The 15,904-nt window shown below is 69.6% G+C and carries 16 protein-coding genes and 1 pseudogene; 3 read left to right on the top strand and 14 right to left on the bottom strand.

The genetic code is table 11. The annotated features are described in order from the left end of the window. Positions 1-700: 700 nt before the first annotated feature. From D473_RS24770 to D473_RS0112665, 3 genes and pseudogenes are all read right to left on the bottom strand, one after another. Positions 701-943, bottom strand: a pseudogene (locus D473_RS24770) (NUDIX domain-containing protein); the annotation flags it as partial. A 111-nt stretch (positions 944-1,054) separates the two neighbouring features. Beyond that, entirely contained in the window at positions 1,055-2,077 is a 1,023-nt protein-coding gene (locus D473_RS0112660) for a zinc-dependent alcohol dehydrogenase family protein (RefSeq protein WP_193373276.1), read from the bottom strand. Positions 2,078-2,300: 223 nt separating this feature from the next. Beyond that, positions 2,301-2,789, bottom strand: coding sequence for a hypothetical protein (locus D473_RS0112665; RefSeq protein ID WP_017609440.1), 489 nt, complete (start codon positions 2,787-2,789; stop codon positions 2,301-2,303). Positions 2,790-2,888: 99 nt separating this feature from the next. On the opposite strand from D473_RS0112665, the gene D473_RS0112670 reads away from it, so the two are divergent. Together D473_RS0112670 and D473_RS0112675 are read left to right on the top strand one after the other, a co-directional pair. Further along, the gene (locus D473_RS0112670; RefSeq protein WP_017609441.1) at positions 2,889-3,224 is read left to right on the top strand and encodes a hypothetical protein; all 336 of its coding nucleotides are present in this window, start codon (positions 2,889-2,891) and stop codon (positions 3,222-3,224) included. 31 nt (positions 3,225-3,255) lie between these two features. After that, positions 3,256-4,803 carry a cation:proton antiporter domain-containing protein gene (locus D473_RS0112675; RefSeq protein ID WP_017609442.1) on the top strand — a complete coding sequence of 516 codons (1,548 nt, stop codon included), beginning with the start codon at positions 3,256-3,258 and terminating at the stop codon, positions 4,801-4,803. 48 nt (positions 4,804-4,851) lie between these two features. Here the strand turns inward: D473_RS0112675 and D473_RS0112680 are convergent, their stop codons facing one another. After that, on the bottom strand, positions 4,852-5,316 hold the full coding sequence (locus D473_RS0112680) for a hypothetical protein (RefSeq protein ID WP_017609443.1): 465 nt from the start codon (positions 5,314-5,316) through the stop codon (positions 4,852-4,854). Between the two features lie 109 nt (positions 5,317-5,425). Then, complete coding sequence (locus tag D473_RS0112685; protein ID WP_017609444.1) at positions 5,426-5,833, bottom strand: RidA family protein; 408 nt, start codon at positions 5,831-5,833, stop codon at positions 5,426-5,428. A 106-nt stretch (positions 5,834-5,939) separates the two neighbouring features. Between D473_RS0112685 and D473_RS0112690 the strand changes: the two genes are divergently transcribed. Continuing rightward, a complete protein-coding gene (locus D473_RS0112690; RefSeq protein ID WP_017609445.1) occupies positions 5,940-6,344 on the top strand; it encodes a winged helix-turn-helix transcriptional regulator in 405 nt (134 codons plus the stop codon). A gap of 97 nt (positions 6,345-6,441) precedes the next feature. Here the strand turns inward: D473_RS0112690 and D473_RS0112695 are convergent, their stop codons facing one another. The 9 genes from D473_RS0112695 to D473_RS0112740 form a co-directional block, all read right to left on the bottom strand. Beyond that, complete coding sequence (locus D473_RS0112695) at positions 6,442-6,870, bottom strand: DUF4234 domain-containing protein (RefSeq protein WP_017609446.1); 429 nt, start codon at positions 6,868-6,870, stop codon at positions 6,442-6,444. A 224-nt stretch (positions 6,871-7,094) separates the two neighbouring features. Then, positions 7,095-7,475 (bottom strand): VOC family protein, encoded by a 381-nt coding sequence (locus D473_RS0112700; RefSeq protein ID WP_017609447.1) that lies wholly within the window; start codon positions 7,473-7,475, stop codon positions 7,095-7,097. Then, complete coding sequence (locus tag D473_RS26620; protein WP_083917992.1) at positions 7,465-9,303, bottom strand: MFS transporter; 1,839 nt, start codon at positions 9,301-9,303, stop codon at positions 7,465-7,467. The genes D473_RS0112700 and D473_RS26620 overlap by 11 nt, the downstream gene beginning before the upstream one ends. Positions 9,304-9,310: 7 nt before the next feature. Continuing rightward, on the bottom strand, positions 9,311-10,267 hold the full coding sequence (locus D473_RS0112715) for a transketolase family protein (protein ID WP_017609449.1): 957 nt from the start codon (positions 10,265-10,267) through the stop codon (positions 9,311-9,313). Further along, on the bottom strand, positions 10,264-11,067 hold the full coding sequence (locus tag D473_RS0112720) for a 1-deoxy-D-xylulose-5-phosphate synthase N-terminal domain-containing protein (protein WP_017609450.1): 804 nt from the start codon (positions 11,065-11,067) through the stop codon (positions 10,264-10,266). The genes D473_RS0112715 and D473_RS0112720 overlap by 4 nt, the downstream gene beginning before the upstream one ends. Further along, a complete protein-coding gene (locus D473_RS0112725; RefSeq protein WP_017609451.1) occupies positions 11,064-12,914 on the bottom strand; it encodes a M20/M25/M40 family metallo-hydrolase in 1,851 nt (616 codons plus the stop codon). The genes D473_RS0112720 and D473_RS0112725 overlap by 4 nt, the downstream gene beginning before the upstream one ends. After that, on the bottom strand, positions 12,911-13,954 hold the full coding sequence (gene argC, locus D473_RS0112730) for an N-acetyl-gamma-glutamyl-phosphate reductase (protein WP_026126889.1): 1,044 nt from the start codon (positions 13,952-13,954) through the stop codon (positions 12,911-12,913). The genes D473_RS0112725 and argC overlap by 4 nt, the downstream gene beginning before the upstream one ends. Further along, positions 13,947-15,266, bottom strand: a complete 1,320-nt coding sequence (locus tag D473_RS0112735; RefSeq protein WP_017609453.1) for a DegT/DnrJ/EryC1/StrS family aminotransferase — start codon at positions 15,264-15,266, stop codon at positions 13,947-13,949. The genes argC and D473_RS0112735 overlap by 8 nt, the downstream gene beginning before the upstream one ends. After that, positions 15,263-15,892 carry a hypothetical protein gene (locus tag D473_RS0112740; RefSeq protein ID WP_017609454.1) on the bottom strand — a complete coding sequence of 210 codons (630 nt, stop codon included), beginning with the start codon at positions 15,890-15,892 and terminating at the stop codon, positions 15,263-15,265. The genes D473_RS0112735 and D473_RS0112740 overlap by 4 nt, the downstream gene beginning before the upstream one ends. Positions 15,893-15,904: the final 12 nt, after the last annotated feature.

The raw sequence follows: 15,904 nt of genomic DNA on the forward strand, positions 1-15,904 counted from the left end.
TGCTGTCTGAGCCTGTGTCAGTCGACTCCCGGGGGCTGGAGCGCTTGAACGGTCATCTCGCTGCGCCCTGACCGGGTGGCCTTTTGTCCGCAGTCCCGCAGAGAGTAGGCACCAAGGCGCGGACACTCTCGGCAGGGTTGACATAATGGTTCGAACAAGGGTTGACCCTATGGTTGACCGGGCGCTACAGGCACCACTACAGGAACGGGTTCGACCTTTCCGAGGTCGCCGGAACGTCAGAGCCTGACGCAGTAGGGGATGGAGCGTTGTGGGCAAACCCCGACATCTTCTCTCTTGCCCATGTATAGAGAGGAGCATCTTCCTTCTTATGACTCCTGTCTTCCTCTGCTCTACCTGGATCGTGCTCTCCTCCCTGTATGTCTGCGGTACTTCTCAACTTTCCAGGTCACGGTGACCTACCTTCCGCCCGGTCTCCCCACGACCGTGATGACACTTCCAACCCTGCTGTCTCTCACTCTCCTGTCTGAACTCTGCTCGCTTCTTCGCCTGCCTACCTTGAGCTGAGAACACCCGTACATGCTGTGCACCTGAGCCTGTGCCCGGTAGGGCCAGGAGGGAGGCAGTTGCATGGCTGGGGTGCCCGCCCCGTGTGCCGTCAAGGCCTTCAGTCGGGCACTGGAGCCTTGGGAGGGTGGAAAGGGGCGAATGGAGAAAGCAAACGCCTCAGGATTGACCTAGGGCGCTGGTAGCGGTGCACGACGGCGGCCAGGGACAGGGCGGCGGGGTCGATGTACACCCCGACCTCTTCCTCGGCTTCCCTGGCTGCGCCGCGCGGGATCGGCTCGCCCTCTTCGAGGTGGCCGGAGGGCAGGTGCAACATGCCGTCGGCGTATCCGGTGTTCTCGCGTTCCAGCAAAAGGATCTCGTGTCCCCGTTGGAGGATGACGTGGACGTCGATGATGCTGCGGTAGCGCTCCGGCACGGGTCACCTCATAGACGGTTTCTCGGTGTTGCCTGTGGCCATGGCCCCCCGTTGGTGTCGGTGATTCGCACAAGCGATTCGATGGACTCCGGCAAGCTCGAGACGAGCGGGTCAGGGCGTCAGCATGACTTTGACGGCACGGCGGCTGTCCATCGCCTCGTAGGCCTCGGCGGCCTGATCGAGCGGCAGAGTGAGGTCGAAGACCTTCCCGGGGTCGATCTTGCGGTCCCAGATGAGCTGGATGAGCTCGGGCAGGAACCTGCGCACCGGCGCCGGGCCGCCGAGAGTGTGGATGCCGGCGAAGAACAGCTCGATCCCGGGGATGGTCACGTCGTGGTTCACACCGACATACCCCAGGTGGCCGCCGCCGCGAGTGGCGCCCACGGCCTGCATGAAGGACTCCTGTGTGCCGACCGCCTCGATGACCGAGTGCGCACCGAGCCCGTCGGTGAGCTCCTTGATCTCGGCCACGCCTTCCTCACCGCGCTCTTCGACGATGTCGGTGGCGCCGTAGTAGCGGGCGAGCTTCTGCCGCTCGGGGTGACGGGACATGGCGATGATGCGATCCGCGCCCATCTCGTTCGCGGCGAGGACCGCCATCAGGCCGACCGCCCCGTCGCCGGCGACCGCGACGGTCTTGCCGGGGCCGGCCTGTGCCGCGTGGGCGCCGAACCAGCCGGTGCCCAGTACGTCGGATGCGGCCAGCAGGGCGGGGACCAGTTCGGGTCCGGGATGCCCCGGTGTCTTGACGAGCGTGCCGTCAGCGTGCGGGATGCGTGCCTTCTCGGCCTGGGTACCGACGGTCTGGGCGACGAATTCGGCGTGCACGCACTTGGACTGGAACCCGGATCGGCAGATCTCGCAGGTGTTGTCGGAGGTCACGAACGAGCCGACGACGAAGTCGCCGACCTCCACGTTCTGCACGGCCGCGCCGGTCTCCTCGACCACACCGACGTACTCATGGCCCATCACCTGGTGGTCGGCCGGTTCGATCCCGCGGTAGGGCCACAGGTCCGACCCGCAGACACAAGCCGACGTCACACGGATGATCGCGTCCGTGGGCTCGATGATCCTCGGGTCCTCGCGCTCCTCCACGCGGACGTCGCCGGCAGTGTGCATCACTACTCCGCGCATCGGTTCCCTCCTTGTTCCGTGTCGGCGCTCACGGCCTCGAGCCGTTTCTGAAAGAGCAGGTCAGTTCCTTGCTCACCCTCATCGAACACCAAACATCGGCACCGGCGGGAGGGCGTGACAGAACCCCCCGGGTTCGGTGCGGCGCCCCTTGCGTTCCGGTGGACGCAGAGACGGGTTTCCGCTTTCCCGGCCCGGCGTACACAGGAGCGGAGCACACCCATACCTACAGGCGCTCCAACGCGTTCAGGCGCCCCAACTCGTCCTCGGCCGCCTCGACCGCCTCACGCGCACTCTCGAGGTCCTCGGACTCCAGTGTTTCGTCCGGGTCGAGCATCACGTGTGCCAGCCGTCCCGACTCGTCTTCGAGGTCGCTCGCGACCTGGGCGACCTCGACCCCGTTCGAGGCGTCCGTGCCCACGTCCGGCCAGCCGCCGCCGCCCCACTGCTCGTTGATTTCCTCGACCTCCTCGAGGAGCCCCTGGAGCTCGGCGTCGTCGTCGGCGTCGGTGCCGTGGTCGACCACGGCACCAGCCGCCGCCGCCTGGTCTTCGAGGAACTCGACGACGACCCCGTACCCCTCGGGTACCTGCGCTGCCTCGGCATCCTCGAAGGACTCGGCGTTCCCGTCGGTCTCGCCCCCCTCGCCGCTCCCGCACGCCGAGAGGGCGAGTACAGCAGCGGACGCAGCAGCAACGGGCATCGACATACGCATGGCGAGACTCCAACAGCATCAGGGGATCGATCTTCACGGTAGGCGCCGAACATGACCGGGCCCGGCCACCTGGCCCATACCGGACAGGAGGTAAACCAGATGCCCCGACGCCCGTCCTCCCGCTGCACGAACCCCACCTGCCGGAACTTCGTCGACCGTCCCGGCCGGTGCCGCACCTGCCGACAAGGCGTCGACGCGGTGCACCGCGGCGACGAACCACCAGCCTTCGACCGTGCCGACTGCCGAGCCATGGTCCGCCGGTGCCACGACCGCAAGACAGCCGAGGAGCCCCTGGAGCGGGTGAACCACGGATACGGCGTCACCGTCATGGCGGACCACTCGAAGGCGAGGGCGGCCGATACCGAAGGCTCACCCGCGCAGTCGAACCGGTACCTACGCCTTCACCCGAACGTGCGCACCAAGCAGACGGTCTGAGGTTGCTTCGGGTCGGTGGATTCCGCTCGAGGTGTGGGGCGGTGGCGGCGGCCTGGTCGACGTGGAGTCCCTGGCTGGGCGCACGCGTTGCGCCGGGCTCGACCTGTCGTCGACCTCGGACCTGACCTCGCTCGTGCTGTGGTTCCCACCCCAGGAGAACCCGGACGAGGGCGAGCACGTGCTGTTGCCGTTCTTCTGGTTGCCCGAGGACAGCCTGACCGACGTGCATCGGCCCACGAAGGCACCCCTTGCGTTCCGGTGGACGCAGAGACGGGTTTCCGCTTTCCCGGCCCGGCGTACACAGGAGCGGAGCACGCGGTGGTTAGCCTGCCGCGGCGGGGACAAGGGCGAGGTAGCGGAGGAAGAACCGATGAACTCCCTTCACATGGTGTATGCGGCCGTCGGCGCGCTCAGTGTGCTCCTCGCGCTGTTCAGCAGCAGGATCCAGACCCTGCCCCTGAGCGAGCCGCTGCTCGCCCTGCTGCTCGGTGTGGCCCTGGGGCCCTACGCACTCGACCTGCTCGCGTTCTCTCCTGAGACGCGGGAGTCCCTTCTCCTCGAAGGAACCCGGATCCTGTTGGCCGCCTCGGTCATGACGGCGGCTCTGCGCTTCCCCACGACCTCGCTCCGCGGACTCGTGCCCCAGTTCGCGCTGTTGTTGTGCGCCGTCATGCCGATCGCAGCGATCGTGACCGGCACGGCGGCACTGGTGCTCGGGCTGCCGGTGGCTCTGGCGGCTCTGGTGGGTGCTTGCCTGTGTCCGACGGACCCGGTGCTCGCCGCGTCGGTGGTGACCGGAGCACCGGCCCAGCGGGATCTGCCCGCGCGTCTGCGGAAGCTCATCACCGGGGAGAGCGGCGCCAATGACGGGTTGGCCCTCCCCCTGGTCGGGGTCGCGGTGGCCGTTGTCGTGCCCCTCACCGGTCCCGTCGAATCAGCAGGGCGTCTGTTGTGGGAGGTACTGGGGGGTGTGCTCCTGGGCGCGGCCCTGGGAGCAGTGGCGGGCAAGTCGATGGAGGCGGCCACCCGTAAGCGGGAATTGGAGGAGGGCCCCTCCCTCGTCTTCACCCTGCTGCTCGCCGTCACCGTGCTCGGAGCGGCGCGGTTGATCGGAGCGGGCGGGGCGCTCGCTGTCTTCGCCGCCGGCCTGACCTACAACCACACGGTCCGCAGAGAAGAGCGCGACCCGCAGAAGAACATCGACGAGGCGGTCAACCGCTACCTGGGTCTGCCCGTATTCGTCCTGTTGGGCGCGGTACTCCCGTGGAGCGAGTGGATCGACTTCGGACCGGCTGCGCTCGTTTTCGTCCTCGCCGTTCTCCTGCTGCGCCGCCCGCTCGCGCTGCTGGTCCTCATGCGACCGCTGGGCCTGCGGCCGCGTGACGCCGCCTTCGTCGGGTGGTTCGGTCCGATGGGCGTCAGTGCGCTCTTCTACGCGGCTCACTCCGTCCACGAAGGGGTCCACGACCCGCGCCTGTTCGCCGCCGTCAGCCTGGCCGTCACGGCCAGCGTGATCGCGCACGGCCTCACCGCGTCGGCCTTCCGACGCGTGTACGCCCATCCCGCTCATTCCGGTTGACAGCGGCCGACAGGGAGCGCCGCCACCGATGTGACGACGCGGACCGGTTCAGGTCTCGACGCACTCCTTCCCGGGCAGGAGCGTCACCTCGCCCCTCTCCCAACCGTCCATGTCCCGGTCGTGGTCGCCGTCGAGCCACTCCAGCTCGTACCTGTTGTAGTGGAGCTTGCCGTCGGACCCGACGGGGCAGGACACCTCGATCCTGGCCCAGCCGCTGTCCCCGCCCAGCAGGTTTCCCGGCCATCGGGCCGACACCCTTCCGTATCCCCAGGAGGACTCGCCTCCCCAGGAGATCCACGTGGTGCCGCTGACTCGCACGTAATGCGAGGGCCTGTGGGAGTTCGGTGCCACGTGATGGCTCATGCGCTCCCCGACACTGACCACGTGCACGGGTAGCTCGGGGCTCAGTTTCGCTCCTGTCACGTAGTTCCTCCCCGCTGTCAGCGCGAGGAGGACCGTGCAGGCGATGAGTGCGGACAGCAGCAGTGTGCGCCGTGCGGGAATCGTCGTCATGCTCCGGATCGATGTGTGCGCGTGCGTTCTGGGGGTGCCGGCCCTACTGGGGCACCGGGGGCTGTTGGCGGAGCGGGAGATGTCGCCGGTCGCCGTCACGCCGGTGCACTCAGTCCAGGACCGCCGTGGCTTCGACCTCCACCAGGTACTCAGGGGCGGCCAGGGCGGAGACACCGACCACGGTGAGCGGGGGGACCGGCTTGGCGCCCAGCATCTCGGAGGCCCGGTCGATGCCCTCGAGGAACACCGGCATCTTGTCGGGGGTCCAGTCGACGACGTAGACGTTCAGCCGGGCCACGTCGTCGAACGTGGCGCCGGCGCCGGCCAGCGCCGTGGCGACGTTCCGGTAACAGCGCTCGATCTGCGCGGCGAGATCACCGGCGTCGACCGTGGTGCCCTCGGCGTCCGAGGACACTTGTCCGGACACGAGAACGATCTTCGACCCGGTCGCCACCGACACGTGCCGGTACAGCTCGTTCGGGGGCAGCCCTTCAGGGGACTCGAGGGTGATGGCCATGGTGTCCTCGCGCTCTCTGCGTATCGCTCTCTTGCGGTTACTCGGGAACGATAAGAGAGTGAGTGCCGGCATGGAAGAACGCACTTTCGAGTAACTGGGGAACCCCATGGTGACCGAGCAGTTCAGAGGCGGGGACGGTGACTCGCACAGTGAGCCGTCCGACAACGCCGACCTCCGGCGTGCGGACACACTCGCGAGAGAGATCTTCTCCGACGTCGCCGACAAGTGGGCGCTGTTGATCATCGAGGCTCTGGGAGAGCGCACGCTGCGCTTCAGCGAACTGCGCAGGCAGGTCGAGGGCATCAGCCACAAGATGCTGACCCAGAACCTGCGCATGCTGGAACGCAACGGCCTGGCGGAAAGGACCGTTCACCCCACGGTGCCGCCCCGGGTCGAGTACACCCTCACGGATCCGGGCCGGTCCCTGCGTCGGACGGTCGACGCCATCTGCGACTGGACCCAGGAGAACCTGGCCCACATCGAGGATGCCCGCGGACGCTTCGAGGCCTGACGTCCGCACGGGCAGAAGAGTCGAGCGGGGCTGCCCCGGCCGGAACCATTTCGGCCGGGGCGCCTCTTCGGACGTCAGGGGCGAGCCGCTGCGGTCATCAGTGGACGATCTTGTTGAGCTCGGACTGGTAGTACAGCGGGGTCAGCCCGAACACGAACAGCAGCACGAGGCCGATCGCACCGCTGCAGGTGGGAGCTGCCCCGGCGGCGCGCTGGGTGGCGGCGATGTGCTCACCCGCCTGATAGGTGGCGATCATCGGCCAGATGAACAACGTCAGCGGGCCGAGCAGCACCGCGGTCAGGGGAAGGCCGGCCGAAATGTGGCGTTGCGGGTTCGCTTGGTCCATCTCTTCGTGGATCTTGTAAATCCACACCAGCATGTAAATACCCAGTGTGATCAGGGGAAGGCCCAGCCACACTCCGAGGGGGTTGCGGCGCTTGATGAACTCGGCGGGCCGAGGAGCGGAGTGCTGGAACTGCTGGGGCTGCTGTGGGGCTGGATACTGGATGCCGTACTGCTCTTGCATGAGGGGGGCCTTCCTGGGTCAACTGGGAACGAGGGGTAGGGGGTAGTGGCCCACTTCGGATAACCCCTCAGTTACCCGGGGTGGTGTTCTGGTGTCTGTGCGGCAGTGCCCATGGTGCGGGGACCGCGGTCACACGAGTGTCTATATGGCGCCCATGTCGGCGTCGGGGTTTACATTCTCTTGAATCCGGCCGGGCCCCTCGAACCGGATGTGAGCGGCCCCGCTCAGGGGCGGCGGCCGGCCAGGACGCAGAACTCGTTGCCCTCAGGGTCGGCGAGGACGACCCAGCTCTCCTCCCCCTGGCCCACATCGGTCTGCCGGGCGCCGAGCTCGAGCAGCCGGCGGACCTCCGCGTCCTGTCCCCTGTCACTCGGGCTGAGATCGATGTGCAGCCGGTTCTTGACGGCCTTGCCCTCGGGCACGGGAGCGAAGGTCAGCACCGGGGGTACCGGGCCGTGGTGGTTGTTCCTCCCGGGTGGGCCGATGGTGATGCTGCCGTCGTCGTGCTCCTCCTGCACCTCGTAGTCGAGTACCGAACACCAGAAACGCGCGAGAGCGCCGGCGTCGGCACAATCGATCCCGAGCTCGGTGAACTTACTGGCCATGGCGGATACCTCCGGGGTCAGCGGATCGGGGGCACTGCGGAGCGGGTGTCTGTTGGTAGAGGGCGAGGCGCCACCGGCCGCCGGCGCGGCAGTAGGTGCTGGACATGCGCGCGAGGAACGGGGGGGCCGACCCCCGGACGGCGCGGCCGGTGTAGACGAGCGCGGCGGAGCCGGGGCCGGCCTCGACGAGGCGCACGTCGGAGAGTTCGTAGGTGTCCCACGCCGGTGCCTGGTCCAGGGACGCGGCGACCGCTTCCCGGCCGAACACGGATCCGTCGGCCAGGATCATGAGGCCGTCCTCGGTCATGAGCTCGCTGTAGAAGCGGCCCCCCGTTCCTTCGCAGAGGGAGTTCCAGCCCTCGTGCTCCAGGGCGAGGAGTTGGTCGGTGGTGTCCGCGGTGTCCATGGTCTCCTCCCGGCGATGCGGCTCTCCTGCGAGGTGAGCACATCCCCGTCTGCCCGGCAAGGCCGGTCCGATCACCGGGGCGGCCGAGCGCCGCCGTTGCCGACCGCTGGGCCGGCGCTCCTCCGTGGCGGGGCGTTCGGCGGNGGGGGACACGGGTTCCTCGGCCCGCTCCGCCGGTTCGGCCGGTTCGGCCGTACGCAGACGGGGCGGCAGGACCACCGCCATGGCCACGAGCAGGACCGTGTAGCCCACGAGGAGTCCCTGCACACCGGCCAGGCCGGCGACGGTGCCCGAGAACGCTGCACCGACCGGCATGACGCTCCAGCTCAGCCATCGGTAGGCCGCATTCACCCGGCTGAACAGTTCGGTGGGCACGGTCCGCTGGCGGTAGGTGATGGTGACGACGTTCCAGAACATGAGCAGCACACCGAAGGCCGTGAGACCGACGGCGACGGGCACCACGTGCGGGATCGTGAGGAGGAGGACGCTCACGGCGAAGGCGGGCAGGCACAGGCGCACGAAGAGGTGTTCGGGCACGGTCTCGAAGAATCGGTGTGCGACCAGCCCGGCGATCAGGCCGCCCGCCGCGATCACGGTCCACAGGATCCCGTACGCCCACGTCGTCATGCCGAGGGGGCCCGGGGCGACGACCCACAGCGGGAGAACGGTCATCAGGCCGATGAAGGTGAAGTTGATGGCGGCCGCGTGTGCGGCGAGCTTGAGCACGTCGGGGCGGCGCACGAAGTACACGAACCCGTCGGCGGTCTCACGCAACGGAGAACGCTTCTCCGCCGCGCCGTCCGGGGCGGGCGGGCCCGGGACGGTCCGGGTGGCCGTGAGCGGGATCGCGAACAGCAGCACTGCCGAGACCACGTACGTGAGGCTGAGGACACCGAGGGCCCCCGCCACGCCGAGAGCGACCACGAACCCCGCAACGGCCGGGCCGAGGAGTTGCACCGTCCCCATCTGGATGGACTGCACCCGGCCGTTGGCCCAGGTGAGGTCAGGCTGCTGCACGAGCTGGGGCACGGCGGCCTGCGAAGCGATGTCGCACACCACCCCCGTGGCACCGATGACGAACACCCCAACGGCGAACATCCAGATCGGGAGCAGCCCCGCGAGAGCGAGGAACACGACCGCCAGGATCGCCACCACCCTCAGAACCTCCGTGATCCGCATGACCCGCAACGGGGGGAAACGGTCGGAGAGGACACCCGCCGGGATCGCCACGATCGGCCAGGGAAGCCAGGCGGCAGCGGTCACCAGGCCGATGGCCGCGGGCGACTGCGTCAACGTGAGGGCCAGCAGCGGCAGACCCACACGGGTGATGCCGTCACCCGCTCCCGCAGCCAGGACCGAGCCCTGGAAGACCGAGAAGATCCTCCCCCGGGAAGTTGTGTCGTGTACGGACACTCTGATCACCTTGCTTTCACGCGTTCGTCAGGGCCACGTTCGGACGAGGCAGGGAGACCGGCGCGGGGCCCGTGAGCCGATCGACGGTGTCCAGGACCGTCGGCAGGTGCAGGCCCAGGGAGGCCATGACCTCGTGGTGGTCGCCTCCCCCGGTGGGCCAGGAATGGCCGGCGTTGACCCCGTGGACCTCGCTCCGGGGCATGAGGAGGGCCAGGGCCTCGGCGACCCCGCCCTCGGCCCGGTGCTCCTCGACGACGAGGAAACGCGAGTGCCGCCCGCTGAGGAGATCGGTGACGCGGCTCAGGTTCTCGTGGTCCAGGTAGCAGAGGTGGGCGTGCGCGAGGCCGTCTCTGGCAGCCGCCGCCTCCACGCACAACCGGGTGCCCTCCTCGCCGACCGAGACGAGGCAGAGGTCCCCGGGGCCGGCGTGGCGGTCCCAGACCAGGGGCTCGGCCGTCGCCGCCGACGAGAGGCTGTCGTACACGGCGTTGCGTCCGGTCCGGATGTAGTGCGGCCTTCCCGACGCGGCCGCGTCCCGGACCACGGCACGCATCTCCTGCTCGCCGTGGGGTGCCGCGACGGTCACCCCGGGGACCGAACGGGCGACGGCGATGTCCTCCAAGCCGTGGTGCGTGGTGCCGAACCAGGCACCCGACACACCCGCGTAGGGCGCCACGACGGTCACACCCGCGCCGATGTAGCCGAGCGTGAGTTTGAGGCTCTCCGCCGCGCGCAGCGTCGCGAACGGTGCGAACGTGCTCACGAAGGGGCGGTAACCGGCCTCGGCGAGCCCGGCGGCCATGTCGATCATGGCGCCCTCGGCGATCCCGAGGTTGAAGAAACGGTCGGGATGGGCTTCTTCGAAGGGATGGCGCGCACCGCCGAGGTCGGCTTCGAGACAGACGATCGAGGGGTCCTCCCGGGCGAGCAGCGTCAACTCGTCGCGGTAGGACTCACGGCCGGACAGTGTCATGTGATTCTCCGTTTCCACCGTGCGGCGCGGGCCGCGTCGATGCGTACGTAGTGCGAGCCGGCCTTGCCTTCGACGGCGGGCACGCCCTTGCCCTTGACCGTGGAGGCGATCACAGCCAGGGGACGGTCCTCGGGGCCGGGTTCCCGGGCCAGGAGCGAGGTCAGGGCCGCCATGTCGTGGCCGTCGGTTTCCGCGGTGCGGAACCCGAAGGCGGCGAACCGGTCGGCGAGGTGCTCCAGCGGCGAGATCCGGGAGACGGGACCGTCGTTCTGTCCCCCGTTGGCGTCGACGAGCAGGACGAGGTTGCCGAGCCCCTGGGCGGCGGCCACCTGGCAGGTCTCCCAGACAAGGCCCTCCTGGAGCTCGCCGTCGCCGACGATCGCGATCGCGCCGCCCGGTTTCCCGGAGAGTCTGCGTGCCAGCGCCCATCCCGCTGCGTAGGGGACGCCGTGGCCGAGGCTGCCGGTGGGGAAGGAGACACCGGGAACGTGGGCGCTCGGGTGTCCGGTGTAGGGGTGGCCGGCGAGCCCGTAGTGCGGGGCCGGGTTCTCGCCGAGCACACCGCTCGTGTACAGGGCCGCGTAGAGGCCCGCGGCGGCGTGCCCCTTGCTCAGCACCACCTCCGTGCCGTCGTTCCGTTCCGCCCGGTCCAGGGCCGCGACGAGCAGGTCGGTCACGGAGAGACTGCCGCCGAGGTGGCAGCCGCGTGGCCCCGCGGCCATGTCCACCACGAGCCGGCGCGCCCGCGCGGCGCGTTCGACCAGTGGTTCGACGGGCGTTTCGGTCGTACTCGTGGTCATCGTTCCTCCTCCGCCGCGCGGTCCAGCCAGTTCGCGACGGCCAGGGACAGGACCTCGCGTGCCTCGCGGTACTCGTCGGCGCCGATCCGTTCGGTGTCGGTGTGGTCGAGGGAGGAGTCGCCCGGCCCGAACGCGACCATCGGAACCCCGTCCCAGGCGGTGGCCAGTGTGTTCATGTCGGAGGTCCCCTTCTTCACCACGTGCCGGGGCCGGATCCCCAGGTGGGCGAACGAGCGGCCGAAGGCGCGGGCCGGCGGCGAGGTGCGTCCGCCCGACCGGCCGGGTGTGGCGCGCAGGATCTGCACGTCCACGCCGTCGGGTGTGTGGTCGACGACGGTCTTGAGCAGCACTTCGACGTCGGTCCCGGGCGGAACGCGGAAGTTGAGCACACCCGTGGCCGAGTGCGAGGCCAGGCCGGAGGAGTTGCCGACGTCGATGACCGCGCTCAGGGCCTCGGGTGCCTGTTCCAGGACGGCCTCCCGCAACCCGGACAGCGTGGTGATCAGCTTGTCCGGCGCGGAGAGGGCACCGGCCCCGGCCGAGTGGCCGGCGGGCACGGTCACGGTGACGCCGAGTTTGAAGAGCCCGAAGTAGCCGAGGGTGAGCGTCCGCGATCCACTGGGTTCACCGATGACGACCGCGTCCGCCCGCTGATGGTCGCGCACGTGGAAGGCGCCGCGGGAGGTGGAGACCTCCTCCTCCACCGCACCCACGGCCACCAGCCGCGTGCCCTCGGGGACCCGTGCCGAGGCGAGCACCTCCAGGAAACACGCCAGGCTCCCCTTGGCGTCGACCGTGCCCCGCCCGGAGAGTTCGTCCCCCTGCCAGTGCACCGGCCAGTGGTGGGGCACGGTGTCCATGTGGCCGAGCAGCATCAGGGTGCGTTCCCCGTTGCCGCGCTCGGCCACGAGGTTCCCGGCCCCGTCGATGTGCGCGTCGATGCCCCGTTCGCGGCACCACGTGCGCAGGTAGACGCCGAGTTCGCGTTCGTCGCCCGAGACCGAGGGGATCGAGGCCGCCCGAGCCAACAGCCGCAGGTCGTCCCCGGGTTCGGGCAACCGCCAGAAGCGGCTCCAACCGGAGGGGTCCGCCATGGTGTGCGGCCCGGTCACGGCGACGTCAGCGCCCTCGGCCAGGGCCATCTCGGCGGCTCGGACCTTCTGCCGCATCCGCCCGTGCGCGAAGGCGTCTCCTTCGCCCGGGTGGAGGTCGTGCACGGTGGAGTCGGGGTCGTCCGCGTCGCGCAGCAGCCCGGGTGTACCGGTCACGAGCCGGAGGTGGTCCGCGCCCAGGGCGTTGGACAGCACCGCCGCGAGTACGTCGGCATCGGCGTTGAGCATGCCGCCGCCCGTGCTGTCGGCCACTGGCGGGGACAGGCACACGACATCGAAGGCCTCGAGGAGACTCGTGAGCCGGTCCGCGTCCACGCGGTTCGGCACACCGACCCGGTGGTCGCGCACCACGCGGGTGCGACCGGCCGGCGTGAGCGCCCGCACGGGGCGGTTCGGATCCGCCTCGACCAGGCCCGAGCGTCCCGCCACCGAAACGAACGAGGTGAGTCCGTGGTACTCCAGGCCGGCTGTGAGCAGTGGCAGGGTCACCCGCTCGTACGCGTCGACCAGGTGCGGGATCTCCTCGGGCGGGCAGTGGCGGACCCTCTCCCCGTTGGTCAGGGAGAGGATCGGGATCTCGCGTCCCGTTTCCTGGTAGTGCTGTTCGATACCCGCGGCTCCCCCGGCCACGACGAGCAACCGCGCGCCGCGGGCGACCAGGTCGGCCAGTTCTCCGAAGACGGTGCTGTGCTCGAGGGTCGCGCTGCCGATCTTGATGACGTACAGGGGACTCATGGCAACACCGCCGTGGAGGGAAGGCCGGTCCGTTCGTCGAGTCCGGCGGTTCGGTTCATGATCTGGACGGCTTGGCCGGCGGCGCCCTTCAGCAGGTTGTCGAGGGCACACACGACCACGCAGCGGTCCTCCTGGACCGACAGGGCCACCTCGGCCACGTTGGAGCCGACGACGGCCTTGAGCATGGGGAACTCGTGTGGTGACTTGGGACTGTTGCGTAGCCGCACGAACGGGGTCCGGGCGTAGGCGCGTCCGAAGGCACGCTTGACGTCCAGAGCGGTCCGTCCCGGCAGCAGGCGGGCGTAAGCCGTCACCACGATCCCGCGCGGAGCGTCGAGGCTGTGTGCGGAGAACTGGAGGTCGGGGCGCTGCCCCGTGGTCTCCCCCAGGACCTGGGAGACCTCGGGTGTGTGCCGGTGCCCGTGCAGCTTGTGCACTCGGAAGTTGCCGTTGCGCTCGGCCGGGTGTTCGCCCCCGGACCGGCCCCCGCCCGTGGATCCCGTCTTGGCGTCCACCACCACCCGCGCGTCGACCAGGGCGGCCGCGAACAGGGGTTGCAGGGCGTAGACCGTAGCCACGGCCATGCATCCGGGCACACTCACGAAGGCGCTGTCGGGGGCGCCCTCGGCCAGCTCGGGGACGAAGTTCACGAAACGCCCGGGGGGCGGGTGCTCGGCGGTCGCCGGGTAGTGGCGGCGCACCTCCTCTGTGTCGTCGAGCCGGAAGTCCCCGGCGAGGTTGACCAGGTGGTCGGCGTTCTTGGCCAACGCGGGCGCCAGTTCGGGTGCGGTCCCTGTGGGCATGCACGAGAAGACCACGTCGACCTCGGGCATCTCGGTCAGGGGCGCCAACCGCAGGCCCGCCGCCGTCGGATGGTTGCGCAGGGCCGGATGGACCGCTCCTAGGCGCTTGCCCGCGTGGCGTTCTGCCGACAGGAAGACCGGTTCGGCGTTCGGGTGTTCGAGGAGCAGACGGGTCAGCTCTCCGCCGGTGTAACCGCTGGCCCCGGCGACGGCGACCTTCAACGTGGACTCAGCCAAGGCGGGCCGCCCTCTCGTAGGGGTGGGCGGCGTCCTGCCGGGCGGCCAGCTCCCGGACAGCGTCCGGGCGGGCCGCGACCTTGGAGAACGCGTCACGGTACCGCAGGATCCGCTCGTACTCCACGGGCGCCCGCAGTTCACGGCAGAGAACGAGTGTGGTGTCCAACATCCGCAGGGTGTTCGGGAAGTCCCCGGGTGTGTACTCGCGCGAGCCCGCGGGGGTGAGCGTGAACGGGTATCCGCGGCCGAACCCGGAGCGTTCGCGGAAGGGCAGGTGGAAGGGGAGCGGGGTGTTCTGCCACTCCCGCGCCGGCACACCCTCCGCGACCAAGAGTTCGTGCACGGCGGCCTTCACCGCGTGCGGCTCCAGATCGTCCAGCCCCACGGCCTCGGGGCGCAGGCCGATCCGGTACATGTTGTAGGAGTGCGTCCACCCCTCGGGCACGTGCGGGGGCGTGAAGAGACCGGTCCGCTCCAGGGACGCCCCGAGCAGCTCGGCGTTGCGGGCGCGCACCGCGTCGTAGTACGGCAGTCGCCCGAGCTGGCCGGAACCGAACGCCGCGGCGACCCAGGACATCCGGTAGTCGATCCCGTGTTCGCGCAGGTGACGCACTGCGCGACGGTAGGCCTCCTCCGTGGCGAAGAAGGCCATACCGCCTTCCCCGCCGATCGGGAAGTTCTTGTCCGCCATGAGGCTCTGCCCCGCCGCGTCACCGATGGACCCGGCCACGTGCGAGCCGATCCGCGCCGAGTGCGCGTGGGAGGCGTCCTCCACCAGTGCCAGGCCGCGCCGTGACGCCAGCCTGCGCAGGGCCGGCACATCGGCCGGGAGCCCGTGCACGTGGACCGGCATCACGGCAGCCGTGCGCTCGGTCACCGCGGCCTCGGCGGCGGCAGGATCCATGCAGTAGGTCAGCGGATCGATGTCGACGAACACCGGTACCGCGTGCGCGGCGACAACGGCCTGCGCCGTGGCGATGAAGGTGAACGCCGGGACGATGACCTCGTCACCGGGGCGGACCCCGGCCCCGACCAGGGCCATGTGCAGCGATGCCGTACCGCTGGCCGCCGGCAGTGCGTAACCGGCGCCGACGTGGTTGCGGTAGGCCTCGGTGAAGTCGGCCACGACCTTCTCGGGCTCCTGGCGCTGGGCCAGCAGCATCGTGAAGACGTCCTCCTTCGTGATCACCGGGAACTGGGTCCGACGCTGCTCGGCCGGGACCATCGCCGGGCCCCCGTGGGCCGCCAGGGCGGAGCCCACCTCGGTCTCGTCCGGCAGCGGAAGCGGTGCGCGTGGGAAATCACTGATCACAGCCGTGCTCCTGTCTCGACGTTCTTCCGGGTGGCCTGCATGAGCGCCATGCGCGCGCACGCCGCGACCAGAGGGCTGAGGCGGTAGTTGAACTGGACCCCCGGGACCAGATCGGGCCTGGACTCCTCCTGGGTCCACATGGTCCGCAGGTCGTGGGCGCCGAAGATCTTGAGCCGTTCGGCCCGCGCCCACACGGTCGGATCATCGGTCAGGACCGCGGCGGCCGGACCGAAACCGAGCTCGGTCAGGTCCACCACGACCGTCGGTGCGGTGGCGAGGGCGGCCTGTTCGGCGAGGCGGTCCGCGATGTGTGCGTCCAGGGAGATCTCGTCGAAGGCCGGGGCGCCGGTGCCGGTGGTGCGCACGCCCAGCCAGTTCACGAACGCCCGGGTGTCGGGGCTCAGGGACTCGCCCGGGATCCGGTCCCCGTGGACGATGCCCTGCCCGGCCAGGGCCGCGTGGATCGCGGCGGTCCGGCTGTTGACCAGCACCGCGTGCGAACGCTTCGTGCGTTTGGTGAGCAACCGCTCCAGCCCGGGCAGTTCGCGGTCGCTCTTCTCGATACTCATCACGACGCCCGAGGTCATGACCCGGGTGAGGACCATCGCCGTGTCGAACAGCTCCATCAGTTCACTCCA

This window comes from Nocardiopsis xinjiangensis YIM 90004 (assembly GCF_000341145.1).
GTDB lineage: Bacteria > Actinomycetota > Actinomycetes > Streptosporangiales > Streptosporangiaceae > Nocardiopsis > Nocardiopsis xinjiangensis.